Source organism: Candidatus Stoquefichus sp. SB1, from assembly GCF_001244545.1.
In the GTDB taxonomy this organism is placed as follows: Bacteria; Bacillota_I; Bacilli_A; order Erysipelotrichales; family Coprobacillaceae; genus Stoquefichus.
Map to the genome: position 1 here is coordinate 418,527 of NZ_LN852694.1, position 15,911 is coordinate 434,437.

A 15,911-nucleotide genomic window follows, 5' to 3' on the forward strand; every position below is an offset into this window, starting at 1 on the left:
AGGAGGAAATATATATGTTTGAACAAGTAAAGGATGCATTAGTAGAATCTTTAAATATTGATGGAGAAGAAATCAAGTTAGAATCAAATCTAAAAGATGATTTAGGAATTGATTCATTAGCTGCTGTTGAATTATCTTTAGATTTAGAAACTGAATTTGATGTTGAGATTTCTGATGAAGAATTAGCTGCTTTAGTTACTGTTGCAGATATTGTTAAATTAATTGAATCTAAACAATAATAAGCTAAGATATCTTAGCTTATTTTTCTAAGGAGGAAACTTATGGATACTGAAAAAATTAAATCAATTATGAAAATGTTTGAAGAAAGTCAAATCTCTAAAATGGATTTAACAGATGGGGATTTGCATATCACATTAGAAAAAGAAACAGAACCAGTTGAAGTGATCAGAAAACCTATTCTTGAAAAAGAAGTCAATGAAGTAGAAGAAAAATCAACTGGAACACCAATAAAGAGTCCTTTGGTCGGAACATATTATCAAGCAAGTGGTGTTGATCAAGAACCCTTTGTGAAAGTTGGGGATCATGTCAATGTTGGCGATACAATTTGTATTATTGAAGCAATGAAGGTTATGAATGAAATCAAAGCAACTGCTAGTGGAAATGTATTATCAATTGAAGTGGCTGATGGTGAAACAGTTGAATATGATCAAGTTTTAATGATGATAGGGTAGGGTGATATCATGATTGAAAAGTTATTAATAGCAAATCGTGGTGAAATTGCAGTCAGAATTATGCGAACATGTAAAGAAATGGGAATTCAGAGTGTTGCTGTTTATTCAACGGCTGATAAATTATCATTACATGTACAATTAGCTGATGAAGCTGTATGTATAGGTGGACCCTTAGCAAATGATTCTTATTTAAATATGAATGCAATTATTCAGGCGGCTTGTAATACAGGCTGTGATGCTATTCATCCAGGATTTGGCTTTTTAAGTGAAAATAGTCAATTTGCTAGATTGGTTATTCAATGTGGACTTATCTGGGTTGGACCATCACCTGATATTATTGATATGTTAGGAAATAAAGCACAAGCTAGAAAATTAATGAAAGAAGCTGGTGTGCCTGTTATTCCTGGTTCTAAAGAAATTGTAGAGTCTGTAGAACATGGTCAAAATATTGCCAAGGAAATAGGATATCCTGTCATGATTAAAGCAAGTAATGGTGGTGGCGGTCGTGGTATGCGAGTGATTACTAGTGAAGAAGAATTTGAAACACAATATTTAAATGCAAAATCAGAAGCGAAAGCTTGCTTTGGTGATGATGATGTTTATTTAGAAAAGTTTATTGAAAATCCAAAACATATTGAAGTACAAGTTGTTGGAGATCAGCATGGTCATGTAATTCATTTATATGAACGTGATTGTTCGTTTCAAAGACGTCATCAAAAAATGATTGAAGAGGCACCATGTCATATTTTAAAAAAAGATGTTCGAGAAAAACTTTTTGCTGATGCATTAAAAGCATGTCGTCATGTTGGCTATGATAGTTTGGGAACAATTGAATTTTTATTGGATAAACATGGTCATTATTATTTTATGGAAATGAACACAAGAATTCAGGTTGAACATCCTATTACAGAAATGATTTGTGGAATTGATTTAGTGAAATTACAGTTAAAAATAGCTGAAGGATTAAAATTACCTTATTGCCAATCAGATATTCATCAAAATGGATATGCCTTAGAATGTCGTATTAATGCTGAGGATATGAATAGAGATTTTGCACCAACACCTGGAAAAATAACATTTATGCATTTGCCAGGAGGAAGAGGTGTACGTGTTGATAGTGCCATGTATAGTGGCTTTGAAATATCACCTTATTATGATTCAATGATTTTAAAATTAATTACTTTTGCGCCAACACGTTTAGAATGTATTAAAAAAATGCGTGCTGCATTAAGTGAAGTCATTATAGATGGTATATCTACCAATACAAAATTTCATTATTATGTTTTACATTCTAAAGAATTCATTGATGGTCAATATGATACAGGCTTCTGTGAAAGTTTCATAAAGGAGTTGAAAAATAATGGATCAATTGTTTAAAAAAAGAAATCAAGAATTAAAAGAGTTTTCTTCTTGGTTAAAAAGACATAAACCTAAACCTAAAAAAGAAATACCAGACAATATTTTTAAGCAATGTGATGCTTGTCATGAATCTATCCCTTATTTCTCATTTGTAGAAAATAATTATGTATGTCCAAAGTGCGGTCATCATATGAAAATCAGTGCACGTCAGAGAATAAGAAATCTAATTGATGAGGGAACTTGGCGTGAGTATTTTGAAAAGGAGACTTCAACGAATCAGGAGCATTTTCCAGAATATGATCAAAAATTAAAAAAAGCGAAAATGACAACTGGTATGAATGAAGCGGTGATTTGTGGAATTGGAAAGATAAATCAGCAACGTGTTGTTTTATGTGTGATGGATTCTCATTTTATGATGGGAAGTATGGGAAAAGTTGTTGGTGAAAAAATATGTAAGGGTGTAGAGTTAGCTATGCGTAAAAAATTACCTTTGATCATTAGCTGTACCAGTGGTGGAGCAAGAATGCAGGAAGGCATTGATTCTTTAATGCAAATGGCTAAAATCAGTGCAGCATTAAAAAAATTCTCTAATCAGGGAGGATTATATATCACATTATTAACCCATCCAACAACAGGTGGTGTCAGTGCGAGTTTTGCCATGTTAGGGGATATTATTATTTCTGAACCACAAGCTTTAATTGGATTTGCTGGTAAACGTGTTATACAAGATACAATTAAGCAGGAATTGCCTGTTGGATTTCAAACCGCAGAATTTTTATTAGATAAGGGTTTTATTGATATGATTGTAGAACGTAAAGATTTGAAAAATGTTCTCTCAGACTTATTAAGTTTACATGGAGGAATATTATGAGCCTCATAGATAATGAAAGAAAAATAAAAGAATTACAGGCAAAACGTACTTTGTTAGAAGCTGGTGATGAATATGATCAATTATCAACAGAAATAGATGAATTAGTGAAAACTACTTATGATCATTTAACAGCTTGGGATCGCGTTTGTCTTGCAAGACATCCGAATCGTCCAAAAGCAATTGATTTTATCAATGAATTATTTGATCATTTTTATGAATTACATGGTGATCGCTGTTATGGTGATGATCATGCTATTATCAGTGGAATTGGTTATTTTCACGAAATGCCAGTAACCATAATAGCTCAGGCAAAAGGGAAAACTTTACAGGAAAACTTAGATCGACATTTTGGTATGTGTAATCCTGAAGGATATCGTAAAGCCTTACGACTTGCCAAACAAGCAGAAAAATTTCATCGTCCAATTATTACTTTTGTTGATACAGCAGGGGCATATCCTGGTATTGAAGCTGAAGAACGTGGACAAGCACAAGCTATTGCTGAATGCTTATATACTTTTTCAGATTTAAAAACACCAGTCATTTGTGTTGTTTTATCTGAAGGAGGAAGTGGCGGAGCATTAGCATTAAGTGTTGCTGATCGTATTTGTATGTTAGAAAATGCTGTTTATTCAGTTTTATCACCTGAAGGTTTTGCAAGTATTTTATGGAAAGATGATTCTCGTGTTCAAGAAGCTGCAGAAGTTATGAAATTAACATCTTATGATCTTTATGAAAAAGGGATTGTGGATTATTTGATTAAGGAACCTACAGGTGGAATGCAAAATGATTTAAAACTTGTATTACATGATTTAGATCGTTATCTCTATGAAACACTTGAGACTCTTAAAACAACAAAAGAAAAAGATATGTTAGAAAAACGTTATGAAAAATTTCGTAAGATGGGAAGTCATTGAGGATGAATAATACAGTAAAAATTTTAGGATGTGGACTTGCCAAAGCACAACAAAAAATCACGAATTATGATTTAGAAAAACGAGTAGAAACAAGTCATGAATGGATTGTCCAAAGAACAGGTATCACATCACGCTATGTTACAATTGATGAAAATACCAGTGATCTTGCCTTAAGAGCAGCAGTGCAGGCTATTGAGAATGCTAAAATAGAAAAAACTGATATTCAGGCAATTATTGTTGCAACAATGACACCTGATTGTTTAACACCATCAACTGCTTGTATTGTTCAGGCAAAATTGGGTTTAAATGATCTTCCTGTATTTGCTTTTGATATCAATGCAGCATGCAGTGGGTTTTTATATGCTTTTCAATTAGCAAGTGATTTATTGAATCGTTATAAAAATATATTAATTATTGGTAGTGAAACATTAAGTAAGATGATTAACTGGAATGATCGAGGAACATGTGTTCTTTTTGGGGATGGAGCAGGTGCGATGATTTTAACAGCAGGAACAAGGAATTTATATCATTATGCAAATAGTGAAGGCGATTTATTAGGGGTTTTAAAAGCTGAGGGGTTAAATTTAATAAAGGATTTACAAAATCTGGCACCAGTTGAACAATTTTTAACAATGCAGGGAAATGATGTTTTTAGATTTGCTGTTCGTGTTTTAAAAGAATCTATTGAAAATGTTTTAAATCAAGCACATTTAACGATTGAAGATATTGACTTGATTATTCCTCATCAAGCCAACTATCGCATTATTAATCATGTTGCCAAAAGAATGAAAGTTGATCTTTCAAAGTTCTATATGAATTTACAGGAATTTGGAAATACTTCAGCAGCAAGTATTCCAATTGCTTATGCTCAAGCTTTTGAACAGGGACTTATTGATGAACAAAAACGAATTATTTTGGTTGGCTTTGGTTCTGGTTTGACATATGGAGCAACATTGATTGATAAAAGAGGAGGAGAAGATTGTGTTAAATAAATTATTAAATATAAAATATCCCATTATTCAAGGGGCAATGGCAAATATAGCAACAGCTCAGTTTGCAGCCTGTGTATCAAATTGTGGAGGACTAGGTATTATTGCAACTGGTTCAATGAACCCTGAGCAAACACGTGAAGAAATCCAAAAATGTAAACAATTAACGAATAAGCCATTTGGTGTCAATGTTATGTTGATGAATCCATATGCCAAAGAAATTGTGGATGTGATTTGTGAAGAAGGCGTTTTGGTTGTAACGACTGGGGCTGGGAATCCAGGTGCATATATGACTCAGTTTAAAGAGGCTGGCATTAAAGTTTTCCCTGTTGTACCAAGTGTGGGATTAGCAAAACGTATGGAAAGAGCAGGAGCCGATGCTTTGATTGTCGAAGGCGGTGAATCAGGCGGACATGTTGGTGAAATGACAACGATGGCTTTACTTCCTCAAGTTGTTGATGCAGTGAATATTCCTGTTATTGCAGCTGGTGGAATTGGAGACGGGCGTGGAATGATGGCTGCTTTTGCATTAGGTGCATGTGGTGTTCAGGTTGGAACATGTTTATTAGTTGCTGATGAATGTCCAATTCATGAGAACTACAAAGATGCAGTCATTAAAGCACGTGATACAGATACAGTTGTTACTGGAAAAAGCGTAAATACACCAGTCCGTATTTTGAAAAATCAAATGGCACGAGAATACTTAAAGTTAGAAGGACAATTTGAAAGTCGAGAAGAACTTGAAAAATTAACACTTGGTGGTTTAAGAAAAGCTGTTCAAGATGGTGATATGAAAACGGGTTCTGTCATGATGGGACAAATTGCTGGTATGATTCAAAAGAAACAACCAATGCAACAGATTCTTGATGATTTGATGAGTTCTTTAAAAGATGTTTATTCTCAGTTCAATCACATCATGGAGGAATTATCATGATTCAAATCCAAGATAAATATTTAGATATACCTTTAATTCAAGGCGGTATGGGAGTCGGTGTTTCTTTATCTTCACTTGCTGGACATGTTGCTAAGTGTGGAGGAATGGGTGTGATCAGTGCTGCACATCCAGGGTATCAGTTTGAGGGTTTTAGAAAAAATCCTATCGCAACCAATTGTGAAGCTATCAAATATCATATTAAAAAAGCAAAGGAAATTGCTGATGGACATGGATTAATTGGCGTTAATATTATGGTGGCTGGACAAGGCTATGAAGAAATGGTTAAGGCTTCGATAGAAGGTGGTTGTGATGCTATTATTTCAGGTGCTGGATTACCTCTTGATTTACCTAGAATAGCGAAAGGGAAAACACTTTTAGCTCCGATTGTTTCAAGTGGAAAAGCTGCCAGACTGATTGCAAAAGTATGGGATAAACGTTATCAATATACACCTGATTTTGTAGTGGTTGAAGGTAGTGAAGCTGGTGGACATTTAGGTTTTAAAAAAGAAGACTTATTGGCTGGAACTTGTCAAAAATTAGCAGATATATTAGCTGATGTCAAAAAAGAATTACAACCTTTTCAAGAAAAATTTCAAAAAACAATTCCTGTTTTTGTGGCTGGTGGAATTGATTCGGGTAAAAAAATCGCAGAGTTTATGAAATTGGGCGCAAGTGGTGTTCAAATTGCAACTCCATTTATTGCCACATATGAATGCGATGCGGCTACTGAATTTAAAGATATGGTGATTAATGCCAAAGCTGAAGATATTGAAATTGTTAAAAGTCCAACAGGATTTCCAGGACGAGCAATTGTTAATGAATTTGTGAAAAAAACAAGAGAAAGAGGAAATATTCATATGCAAAATTGTTTGCATTGTATGATTCCTTGTACGCCAGAAGATACACCTTATTGTATTAGTGAAGCATTGATTCAAAGTGTGAAAGGTAATGTCAATAATGGTCTGGTTTTTGTTGGAACACAGGCAGCTAAAATAACAGGTATGAAACATGTGGATGAATTAATTAAGGAGTATATGGAAGAAATGGAGGAAAATCAATGAAGATAGGATTTATTTTTGCTGGTCAAGGTGCTCAGTATGTAGGAATGGGGCAAGAGTTCTATGAAAACTTTCAAGTTGCTAAGGATGTATATGATCAAGCAGATATCGATATTGATGTGAAGAAAATTTGTTTTGAGGGACCAGCTGATATTTTAAATGAAACAGCTTATGCACAACCATGTATTTTAACAACATCTCTTGCCATTGCAAAAGTCGTTGAAGCACATGGAATTAAGCCTGATTATGTGGCTGGATTGTCTTTAGGAGAATATTCTGCGTTGGCTTATGCAAATGCTTTTTCAATTCATGATGCCATTCACATTGTTCGTACGAGAGGTCAATTAATGAGTGAAGCTTTACCTGCAGGAACAACGTCAATGGCTGCTGTTCTTGCTATGGATGCTCATAAGATTCAAGAAGTCATTGAAGAGATTGCGGATGTGACAATTGCCAATTATAATTGTCCTGGACAAATTGCAATTACAGGGAAAAAAGAAGCTGTTGCTTTAGCGAGTGAAAAATTAAAAGCTGCTGGAGCAAAACGTGTGATTCCTTTAAATGTATCAGGAGCATTTCATTCACCTTTATTAGAGGAAGCATCATTAAAATTAAAAGCTGAATTAGAAAAATATTCTATTCAAAAACCTGAGTTACCAGTTGTTTATAATATATCTGGTAAAGAAGAAGATGGTGATTTGACTGATATATTAACAAAACAAATCAAATCAAGTGTTTATTTCTATCAGTCATTACAATATATGATTGAACAAGGGGTTGATGTCTTTGTTGAAATTGGACCAGGTAAAGCATTAAGTTCGTTTGTTAAAAAAACAGATAAACCAATCCCTGTTTATAGTGTGGATAATGTTGAAAGTTTAAATAAAATGTTAGGAGCATTAAAAGATGAATAAAGTTGCAGTGATTACTGGTGCAAGTCGAGGAATTGGGAAAGCAATTGCTTTGAAATTTGCTACAGAAGGATACAATATTGTTATTAATTATCGTGGAAGTGAAGAAAAAGCCAATCAGGTGAGATTGGAATGTATGGCATTAGGAGTTGATGCATTACTTTGTCAAGGTGATGTTTCTTGTTATGAAGATATGGAACGTTTGATGAAGACGGCTATTGATAATTATGGTCAGATTGATGTATTAGTAAATAATTCAGGGATTACAAAGGATCAACTGTTATTAAAAATGAATTCTGATACATTTATGGATGTCATTGATGTCAATCTGAAAGGCACTTTTCATGCGATTAAAGCAGTTACACGTATTATGATGAAACAACGTGCTGGCGTGATTATTAATATGGCAAGTGTCATTGGTGAAATCGGCAATGCTGGGCAAGCAAATTATGCAGCGAGTAAAGCTGGGATTATTGGTTTAACAAAATCTGTTGCAAAAGAATTGGCTCCACGTCATATTCGTGTCAATGCAATTGCTCCTGGTTTTATTGCTACAGATATGACAGATATTTTAGATGATAAGACAAAAGAAAATATTTTACAGGCAATTCCTTTAAATACTTTAGGAGAAGCTCAAGATGTTGCAAATATGGCTTATTTTTTAGCAAGCGATCAGGCAAAATATGTGACAGGTCAAGTCATTAATGTTGATGGCGGAATGGTCATGTAGAGGGAGGAAGAATGATGAAAAAGAGAGTTGTCATTACTGGTATGGGAGCCTTGTCTCCAATTGGAAATACAGTGGAAGAAACTTGGAATGGGATTCAGAATCAAGTTTGTGGAATTGATGAAATTACGCATTTTGATACGAGTGATTATAAAGTAAAATTAGCTGGTGAAGTCAAAGGTTTAGATATGGAACAATATTTTACAAAACGAGAATTGAAATTCAATGATCGTTTTACCCAATTTGCAAGAATTGTTACAAAACAGGCCATTGAAGATGCTAATTTAAATTTAGAACAAATTAATAAGGATCGTTTAGGAGTGATAATTGGTTCAGGTATTGGTGGTGTTGAATCTATTGAAAAAGCAGAACAATCTTTATTAAATCGTGGTCCATCAAAAGTTTCACCTTACTTTATACCAATGACTTTAATTAATTTAGCAGCAGGAAGTGTAGCAATTGATTTAGGCGCAAATGGACATGTCTCATCAGTTGTTACTGCTTGTGCTGCTGGAACAAATGCGATAGGGGAAGCTTTTCATAAAATTAGAGATGGCTATGAGGATATTATGGTTGCTGGAGGTAGTGAAGCCTCTATTACACCATTATCAGTTGCTGGATTTGCGGCTATGAAAGCTTTACACACTGGAACTGACAAAGATCATGCATCGATTCCTTTTGATAAAGACAGAAGTGGCTTTGTCATGGGTGAAGGAGCCGCGGTATTGGTTTTAGAAGATTTAGAACATGCATTGTCTCGTGGGGCAAAGATTTATGGTGAAATTGTTGGCTATGGAGCAACTTGCGATGCGTATCATATTACAGCTCCACTCTCTGATGGTAGTGGTGGTGGAAAAGCAATGAAAAATGCATTAGCTGATGCTCATCTTCAGCCATCAGATATTGATTATATTAACGCCCATGGAACAAGTACACCTTTAAATGATAAAACAGAGACAGCAGCTGTAAAATATGCTTTTCAACAATATGCATATCAATTAGCAATGTCTTCAACAAAATCGTATACAGGACATTTGTTAGGAGCAAGTGGGGCATTAGAATCAGTCATTTGTTTAAAAGCTCTTGAAGAGGGTTATATTCCTGCAACGATTCATTATCAAAATCAGGATGAAGAATGTGATTTAGATATTGTTGCTAATGAGAGCAGAAAAAAAGATATTCATTATGCAATGAATAATTCTTTAGGATTTGGTGGACATAATGCTTCATTGATATTTAAGAAGTGGGAGGATTAATCATGTTATATAATTCAAATGATATTCAAAAAATCATTCCTCATCGTTATCCTTTCTTATTGGTTGATTGTATTGAAAGTATAAGTGAAGATGGAAAAACAATTATTGGGAGAAAATGTGTCACTGCTAATGAAATGCAGTTCTTGGGACATTTTCCAGATAAACATGTGATGCCTGGTGTCTTAATTATTGAAGCACTTGCTCAAACAGGTTGTGTTTTACTTCTTTCTAAAGAAGAAAATAAAGGAAAGATTGGATATTTTGCTGGAATTAATAAAGCCAGATTTAAAAAGCAAGTGATTCCTGGTGATGTTTTAACCATGAAAGTGACTTTGACAAAAGAAAAAGGCGGAATTTATTTTGCCGCCATTGAAGCTAAAGTTGAAGATCAAGTTGCTGTTGTTGGTGAAATCATGTGTGCTGTTGGTGATTAGTTTTACGAATACTGACTTCACCAGATTGTAAAATCTTTTCTTGACCATTCACCAGAATGGTTAAACTTGCATCATCATTTATAGATGAGACATAAGCAGGATAAGATGTATTATTTTCGTAGACAGTGATATTTTGATGTAGGACATATGAATAACGACGATAATCATCTAGAAAAGATAAACTGGATAGATTTGTATAATCATCATAGAAGAAATTTAAAAAATCTATGATGATTTTTTGTCGTTTGACTTGATTTTCACAGAAATCCTCAACACATCCTGCAATCTTTTGTAAATGAGCAGGCATTGGATAGTGATGAATATTAATACCAATACCTACCACCATTGTTTCTATCTGTGCAGTATTCATCTCTAATGTTGCTTCACAGAGGATACCTGCAACCTTTAAATCATTGATCATAATATCATTGACCCATTTGATCTGTGGTGATAATGGATAGTTTTTTTGAATCGCTTTGATTGCTGCAACAGCACAACAAGCAGTAATTTTTAAAGAATCATAAAGAGATAGATTTGGTTTGAGCATGAAAGAGAGATAAATTCCTTTTTGTTTTGGTGAATAAAAAGATCTTCCATTTCTGCCTTTCCCATTTGTTTGATAATCAGCAATAATGATATCTCCCTGTTGATAATCATGAGGTTTCATATGTTGGTTTGTAGAATCAATTTCATCAAAATATTCAATATTTTGATAAAAAGGATGAATTTGATTTTTGATTTCATCAATAAAAATAATGTCATTATTAGATGTTAAACAATATCCTTTTTTTGTAGATGTTTGAATTTCATAGCCTTTCTCTTTTAATCTTTTCATATAAGTAGATATTGTCATACGTGAGACATGTAGTTTTTCACTGATTTCTTGTCCAGAAATATATTGATTTTGATATTCAGTTAGTATTTTTAATATTTGATTTTCCATATTTCTATTATAGCGAATAATTCTTTTGTTTCAAAGAACAATTATAAAAACATATTGAGTGAGAAGCGATGAAGATGTTGAAGTGGAGATACATTTGTAAATAGTGTATAATAAGTTATAGTAAAGGTGGGGTAATATATGGAATTGTGTCAGGATTCTAAGAAAGTTGCTGGGTTGTTTGAGGGTTGGCAAGAATCATTTATTTATTCTTATTTACAGGGTTGTATGGGAGAGTGTTATGTGGATCATAATGAGAATCCAAAATCTGCACAAATTATTATTGCTGATTTTATTTTCTATGCAGGAATACCAGATGTGGAACTCATTCAAAATATTCATAGAGATTTTTGTATTGCTGTCCCACAAACTGAAGAATGGTCAAATTTAATTGAAGAAGTTTATGGAAAGCAAGCTATCCGACAAGAAAGATATGCTTTGTTAAAAGAAAAGAATATATTTGATAAGAACTATTTGGAAGATATTGTTCAACAATTAGAGTCATCTTATCAGTTAAAGAAGATAGATGTCAATTTATATGAGCAAATACTTTCATCTTCTTATCAACCATTTCATGATTTATGTTCACAATTTGCTAGCTATGAAGATTATCTGAAACATGGTTTAGGTGTTGTTATTCTTTGTCATGGAGAAATTGTTGCTGGAGCTTCTTCATACATATATTATCAAGATGGAATTGAAATTGAAATTGACACTCATAAAGATTATCGTCATCAGGGATTGGCAACAATCTGTGGAGCAAAACTTATTTTAGAATGTTTAGATAAGAATTTATATCCAAGTTGGGATGCACACAATCAAATATCGTTAGCTCTTGCTAAAAAATTAGGTTATCATTTTGATAAAATGTATCCAGTATATGAAATTATACAATCCAAATCTGAATGATGAATGCTTACTTTAAATGAGAATGAATATTTTCAGATGAACGAATTAATGTAAGTATTCATTTCAAATGATTCATACTAATAAAGATAACTATAAATAAATGTTACTGAATATAAAAAGATTCCTCATTTTAGAGGAATCTTTTTATAGATGCTATGATTCTTTTTCAGATGTTAAGGCTTCATATCTTTTTTTATCTTTTAAAAAGATCTTATAATCTTTATCGAAAATCTGAATAGTCTCTTGATTTGTTTCAGGCTCTATTTTTAGAATGTTTTGTAAATATTCAGCTAAAGATTTTGATAATTTTTCAGCGCCATAAACATTTAAATGTGTTCCTTTATCCATAGTATCTTTTTCCATATCAAATAAACTCAGCTGTTTACCTATATTGTAATCAAGGAAGTCTAAATGATGAGTTTTAGCATACTCATTTACTGCTTCATGATGTTCTAATCGCCAATTTGTTGGCTCCGGTGTTTTAAATAAAACAAGACGAATATTTCTTTCTTTACATAATTTAACAATCATATCAAGATATTTTTTCGTTTTCACACTTATATGAAAATTCTTGTCTTTTTTCTTTTTCATATATGTCATTGAACCTTTATAAGGCTGAATTTCTGTTTTCATAGCAAATCCTTTTTCAGCATAATGTAAATTTCCAAGACCAAGTGTGAAATCCTCTTTGGTAAGTTCACTATAACGAGAATGAAATTCTAGAATTGGGAATAGAAAGTTTAATTTTTGACTTGGTGTAAATTCAAAGACTTCATCTTGTAATGCTTCCCATTTGACTTGGTCGAGTAACATATTGTCAAAGAACTGATGCATCATAGCAATTTCACGACCAGAATCATAGCGACAAGCATTGACTTCTAAAAAGATAACTTCTGGAGATTGATAATTAAGAGCGTGTTTTATTAAATAATATGATTGCCACATACGTTGCGAACTAGAAGACAATGTATAAGAAGGTATTTTTGCAGTATTCCAAATAATGTTAGGAGAGACACCACGGTAGACATCACTATCACCAACATTTAAAACTTTTATAGAATCTTTTTTTTCATCATAAAAGCCACGCATCATATATGTTTGCATAGAATCATTTTCTTTCCATTTAGGTATAAAGATTTTTGATAATCCATTAATCATAATTGCTAATGCAATAATAAAGCATATAAAAGCAATAATTCCTTTCATTGTTTTTTTCATAAGCTCCTCCTAAAATCCACCATAAATGAAGTCGCTAGCATTGTATCCTTCTCCATACATGCCAAAGACAATAATCATAGCAATAATAAATAGTATGATTGTATAACGTAAAATAACTGGTTTGTGTTCTAAAATTGTTTTGAGGTGATATCCTTTTTCTTGTATGAAGCTTGTTATCAATAGTATCATTGTTGTCAAAATGAGTATATAGAAATCAATATTTAAAAGTCCATATGACAATATATCACCAGATGGTTGATGGAATATATTGAGTATCATTTTCCATGCATCACCAAGCGTATTTGCTCTGAATATTAACATACCAATCATAACAAGAAATGTTGTACGTAGTATTTGAAATATATTATACCATGATTTTTTATTGAATTTTTTTGTAAGGTTCATAATCCAAGGCTCAACAAATTTAGCAGCCATCATAATGACATAGTAATATAAACCATAAAATATATATTTCCAAGTAGCACCATGCCAAAAACCATTAAAGAACCAAACAAAAAATAATGGGAATGCAGTTAAAATGAATTTTCCTAAATGACCTTTAAAATGTTTTTTTACAAATTTATTGAGATTTACACACATTTTAGAAAGTGATACAGAATAAAAAACATAGTCTTTTAACCATGAACCTAAAGTTATGTGCCATCTTCTCCAAAATTCAGCTATACTTTTTGAAAAGAAAGGACGTTGAAAATTTTGGGGCAAGTATACTCCAAATAAATATGCACTTCCACGAACAATGTCAATAGCTCCAGAAAATTCAGCATAAATTTGTAGAGTATAAAGAACAATGGCTAATATCACTGCAATGCCACCATGATCAGTTCCAAAAATCGCATTCACAAAAACAGCGGCACGATCAGCAATGACCATTTTTTTGAAGACACCCCATAAAATGAGATAAGCAGCAAAACGTACATTTTCAAGTTGAAAACGATTTCCTCGAAAAAGCCTATCTGCAGTTTCGTCATAACGAGAAATAGGACCTTCTAACATTTGGGGGAAGAATGATAAATACAAAGCAAGTTTACCAATGTGGCTACAAGCTGGATATTTACCACGATAGATATCAACTATATAACTAATGGCCATAAGCGTATAATAAGATATACCCAATGGTAGAATGAATTTTTTTAAAGGTATATCAATAGGTAAATGCAATAAATCTCCTAATGCATTAAAATTACCAGCAAAGAAACTAAAATATTTCAAGAATAACAGACTGCTGATAGTAAGAATAATTCCAGTTATCACAACATAACGTTTTTTGTTTTTTATTTTTTGTTTTTTGGCTTTTCTTAAATCTTTATCTATATTTTTTGAAATAGATTTTATTGATAAATTTAGTCGATTGAGTATATAACCTACTACATATATAATAACAGTTGTTAGTAAAAGAAATAAAATTAATTCATGTGATGCTATAAAATAGTATATATAGCTTGCAATTAATAAAATTATCCATCTTATTTTTTTAGGTAAAAGGTAATATAATAAAGCAGTAACGATTAAAAATGCTATATATGCAAAGGATACAAATGATATCATAATAGAATAATTCTCCTTATTGTTTTATTTTTTTCTATATATATTTCATTACTTAGATACATATATTTTTTAATTGAATATAATATTTTTTTCATAAAATCCTCCATTGTTAAATTTAAATATATATGATTAGTAACATATAATACTTTACAAAGTCATTATTTCATGTATAAATATACAAATAGATAAAATATATTGTTGATTATATCATTTTTCTTATACAGTATCAAAAGAATAATAAATATGTATTATAATGTACATTATTCTTTGGAGTAGTAGGTTAAAGATAAACTATACATTTGGAATAAGAAAGTGTAAAATAGTAATAAGAAATGGGGGAAGATAAAATGGCAACATATGAAGATGTGTTAGATAACGTCACATTACAAGCAAGTAAAATCATTGCACGTCAAAATACTGAAAATATTGTTACTGATTTATATAATATTATTTGCCAAAAGTGTGAGAATGGTGATTTGATTAATGAACTCAATGGTATTGAAAGAGTTTTTTATCTCTGTCAAACATTTGAATTAAATATGAATAATGGTGGTATTCATCAATACTATGAAAATAGTGCAGGTAATTTTGCAAATGAAACAGTTGAAGCATTAGTGGAGATTAAAGCCATGAATACAGCTTTGATATTAGATAAAGCAAATAGTATTTTTAAAGAGGGAATTGTTCCTGAGGACTGTGATGCAAGAATTGAAGAACTAGAGAGTCTTGATTATTCAGAGGTATCATGGTTTCTGGATGAACTTGATCATCAATTTTATGAATGCGTGGATGATTTATCATCTTTGAATTTGAAATATGTTTTGACAAATAAAGAAGCATTCATGTAAATGTTGTTATTTGTGAAAAAAATAGTTATAATATGGATAAGAGGTGAATAATAATGGATTATTTTGACAAGATTAAAGATAGACTAAGTAGTAAATTAAAAGGAAAAGAATTAACTAAAGAATCTTCTTTTAAAGAATTAGGGATTGATTCTTTGGATTTAGTGGATTTAGTATTTGAATTAGAAGAAGAAATTGGTGTGGAATTTCAAGATGAAGAATTACTTAAAATTTCTACTGTTCAAGATTTATTGGATTTAATAGATTCAAAAAAATAGGGGAAATATC

The 15,911-nt window shown here is 32.0% G+C and carries 18 protein-coding genes; 15 read left to right on the forward strand and 3 right to left on the reverse strand.

Translation table 11 applies throughout. The features are described from left to right. The first annotated feature begins 14 nt into the window (after positions 1-14). From BN1865_RS05845 to fabZ, 12 genes are read left to right on the forward strand one after another with little or no spacing between them, the layout of a single operon-like run. Complete coding sequence (locus BN1865_RS05845) at positions 15-239, forward strand: acyl carrier protein (RefSeq protein ID WP_050636320.1); 225 nt, start codon at positions 15-17, stop codon at positions 237-239. Positions 240-281: 42 nt separating this feature from the next. After that, on the forward strand, positions 282-692 hold the full coding sequence (locus BN1865_RS05850; protein ID WP_050636321.1) for an acetyl-CoA carboxylase biotin carboxyl carrier protein: 411 nt from the start codon (positions 282-284) through the stop codon (positions 690-692). A 9-nt stretch (positions 693-701) separates the two neighbouring features. Further along, complete coding sequence (accC, locus tag BN1865_RS05855; RefSeq protein ID WP_050636322.1) at positions 702-2,069, forward strand: acetyl-CoA carboxylase biotin carboxylase subunit; 1,368 nt, start codon at positions 702-704, stop codon at positions 2,067-2,069. After that, entirely contained in the window at positions 2,053-2,922 is an 870-nt protein-coding gene (gene accD, locus BN1865_RS05860; RefSeq protein WP_050636323.1) for an acetyl-CoA carboxylase, carboxyltransferase subunit beta, read from the forward strand. Before accC ends, accD begins: the two co-directional genes overlap by 17 nt. Then, the gene (locus BN1865_RS05865) at positions 2,919-3,836 is read left to right on the forward strand and encodes an acetyl-CoA carboxylase carboxyltransferase subunit alpha (RefSeq protein WP_050636324.1); all 918 of its coding nucleotides are present in this window, start codon (positions 2,919-2,921) and stop codon (positions 3,834-3,836) included. The genes accD and BN1865_RS05865 overlap by 4 nt, the downstream gene beginning before the upstream one ends. A gap of 2 nt (positions 3,837-3,838) precedes the next feature. Next, complete coding sequence (locus BN1865_RS05870; RefSeq protein ID WP_050636325.1) at positions 3,839-4,828, forward strand: beta-ketoacyl-ACP synthase III; 990 nt, start codon at positions 3,839-3,841, stop codon at positions 4,826-4,828. Next, positions 4,815-5,759, forward strand: a complete 945-nt coding sequence (gene fabK / locus BN1865_RS05875; protein WP_050636757.1) for an enoyl-[acyl-carrier-protein] reductase FabK — start codon at positions 4,815-4,817, stop codon at positions 5,757-5,759. Before BN1865_RS05870 ends, fabK begins: the two co-directional genes overlap by 14 nt. Continuing rightward, positions 5,756-6,820 (forward strand): NAD(P)H-dependent flavin oxidoreductase, encoded by a 1,065-nt coding sequence (locus BN1865_RS05880; RefSeq protein ID WP_050636326.1) that lies wholly within the window; start codon positions 5,756-5,758, stop codon positions 6,818-6,820. Before fabK ends, BN1865_RS05880 begins: the two co-directional genes overlap by 4 nt. Next, positions 6,817-7,731 (forward strand): ACP S-malonyltransferase, encoded by a 915-nt coding sequence (fabD, locus tag BN1865_RS05885; protein WP_050636327.1) that lies wholly within the window; start codon positions 6,817-6,819, stop codon positions 7,729-7,731. Before BN1865_RS05880 ends, fabD begins: the two co-directional genes overlap by 4 nt. Next, entirely contained in the window at positions 7,724-8,458 is a 735-nt protein-coding gene (fabG, locus tag BN1865_RS05890) for a 3-oxoacyl-[acyl-carrier-protein] reductase (protein ID WP_050636328.1), read from the forward strand. The genes fabD and fabG overlap by 8 nt, the downstream gene beginning before the upstream one ends. A gap of 11 nt (positions 8,459-8,469) precedes the next feature. Beyond that, on the forward strand, positions 8,470-9,711 hold the full coding sequence (gene fabF, locus BN1865_RS05895; RefSeq protein WP_445082204.1) for a beta-ketoacyl-ACP synthase II: 1,242 nt from the start codon (positions 8,470-8,472) through the stop codon (positions 9,709-9,711). Positions 9,712-9,713: 2 nt separating this feature from the next. After that, positions 9,714-10,145: a 3-hydroxyacyl-ACP dehydratase FabZ gene (fabZ, locus tag BN1865_RS05900; protein ID WP_050636330.1), complete on the forward strand. Its 432-nt coding sequence runs from the start codon at positions 9,714-9,716 to the stop codon at positions 10,143-10,145. On the opposite strand, the gene BN1865_RS05905 is transcribed toward fabZ, so the two are convergent. Next, the gene (locus BN1865_RS05905; protein ID WP_050636331.1) at positions 10,123-11,088 is read right to left on the reverse strand and encodes a biotin--[acetyl-CoA-carboxylase] ligase; all 966 of its coding nucleotides are present in this window, start codon (positions 11,086-11,088) and stop codon (positions 10,123-10,125) included. The two genes, fabZ and BN1865_RS05905, sit on opposite strands and share 23 nt — an antisense overlap. Positions 11,089-11,226: 138 nt before the next feature. On the opposite strand from BN1865_RS05905, the gene BN1865_RS05910 reads away from it, so the two are divergent. Further along, positions 11,227-11,994 (forward strand): GNAT family N-acetyltransferase, encoded by a 768-nt coding sequence (locus tag BN1865_RS05910; RefSeq protein ID WP_050636332.1) that lies wholly within the window; start codon positions 11,227-11,229, stop codon positions 11,992-11,994. Positions 11,995-12,147: 153 nt separating this feature from the next. On the opposite strand, the gene BN1865_RS05915 is transcribed toward BN1865_RS05910, so the two are convergent. Together BN1865_RS05915 and BN1865_RS05920 are read right to left on the reverse strand one after the other, a co-directional pair. After that, a complete protein-coding gene (locus tag BN1865_RS05915) occupies positions 12,148-13,212 on the reverse strand; it encodes a hypothetical protein (protein ID WP_050636333.1) in 1,065 nt (354 codons plus the stop codon). A 9-nt stretch (positions 13,213-13,221) separates the two neighbouring features. Then, positions 13,222-14,778, reverse strand: a complete 1,557-nt coding sequence (locus BN1865_RS05920; protein WP_232780341.1) for an MBOAT family O-acyltransferase — start codon at positions 14,776-14,778, stop codon at positions 13,222-13,224. Between the two features lie 347 nt (positions 14,779-15,125). On the opposite strand from BN1865_RS05920, the gene BN1865_RS05925 reads away from it, so the two are divergent. Together BN1865_RS05925 and BN1865_RS05930 are read left to right on the forward strand one after the other, a co-directional pair. Then, complete coding sequence (locus BN1865_RS05925) at positions 15,126-15,626, forward strand: DMP19 family protein (protein ID WP_050636334.1); 501 nt, start codon at positions 15,126-15,128, stop codon at positions 15,624-15,626. Between the two features lie 53 nt (positions 15,627-15,679). Continuing rightward, a complete protein-coding gene (locus BN1865_RS05930) occupies positions 15,680-15,901 on the forward strand; it encodes an acyl carrier protein (protein WP_050636335.1) in 222 nt (73 codons plus the stop codon). Positions 15,902-15,911: the final 10 nt, after the last annotated feature.

Coding starts and splice junctions, on each gene's coding strand:
- fabD (WP_050636327.1), top strand. CDS start 6,817: ATGAAGATAGGATTTATTTTTGCTGGTCAAGGTGCTCAGTATGTAGGA.
- BN1865_RS05910 (WP_050636332.1), top strand. CDS start 11,227: ATGGAATTGTGTCAGGATTCTAAGAAAGTTGCTGGGTTGTTTGAGGGT.
- fabZ (WP_050636330.1), top strand. CDS start 9,714: ATGTTATATAATTCAAATGATATTCAAAAAATCATTCCTCATCGTTAT.
- BN1865_RS05865 (WP_050636324.1), top strand. CDS start 2,919: ATGAGCCTCATAGATAATGAAAGAAAAATAAAAGAATTACAGGCAAAA.
- BN1865_RS05870 (WP_050636325.1), top strand. CDS start 3,839: ATGAATAATACAGTAAAAATTTTAGGATGTGGACTTGCCAAAGCACAA.
- BN1865_RS05845 (WP_050636320.1), top strand. CDS start 15: ATGTTTGAACAAGTAAAGGATGCATTAGTAGAATCTTTAAATATTGAT.
- BN1865_RS05925 (WP_050636334.1), top strand. CDS start 15,126: ATGGCAACATATGAAGATGTGTTAGATAACGTCACATTACAAGCAAGT.
- BN1865_RS05850 (WP_050636321.1), top strand. CDS start 282: ATGGATACTGAAAAAATTAAATCAATTATGAAAATGTTTGAAGAAAGT.
- fabG (WP_050636328.1), top strand. CDS start 7,724: ATGAATAAAGTTGCAGTGATTACTGGTGCAAGTCGAGGAATTGGGAAA.
- BN1865_RS05905 (WP_050636331.1), bottom strand. CDS start 11,088: ATGGAAAATCAAATATTAAAAATACTAACTGAATATCAAAATCAATAT.
- accD (WP_050636323.1), top strand. CDS start 2,053: ATGGATCAATTGTTTAAAAAAAGAAATCAAGAATTAAAAGAGTTTTCT.
- fabF (WP_445082204.1), top strand. CDS start 8,470: ATGATGAAAAAGAGAGTTGTCATTACTGGTATGGGAGCCTTGTCTCCA.
- BN1865_RS05920 (WP_232780341.1), bottom strand. CDS start 14,778: ATGATATCATTTGTATCCTTTGCATATATAGCATTTTTAATCGTTACT.
- BN1865_RS05880 (WP_050636326.1), top strand. CDS start 5,756: ATGATTCAAATCCAAGATAAATATTTAGATATACCTTTAATTCAAGGC.
- BN1865_RS05915 (WP_050636333.1), bottom strand. CDS start 13,212: ATGAAAAAAACAATGAAAGGAATTATTGCTTTTATATGCTTTATTATT.
- BN1865_RS05930 (WP_050636335.1), top strand. CDS start 15,680: ATGGATTATTTTGACAAGATTAAAGATAGACTAAGTAGTAAATTAAAA.
- accC (WP_050636322.1), top strand. CDS start 702: ATGATTGAAAAGTTATTAATAGCAAATCGTGGTGAAATTGCAGTCAGA.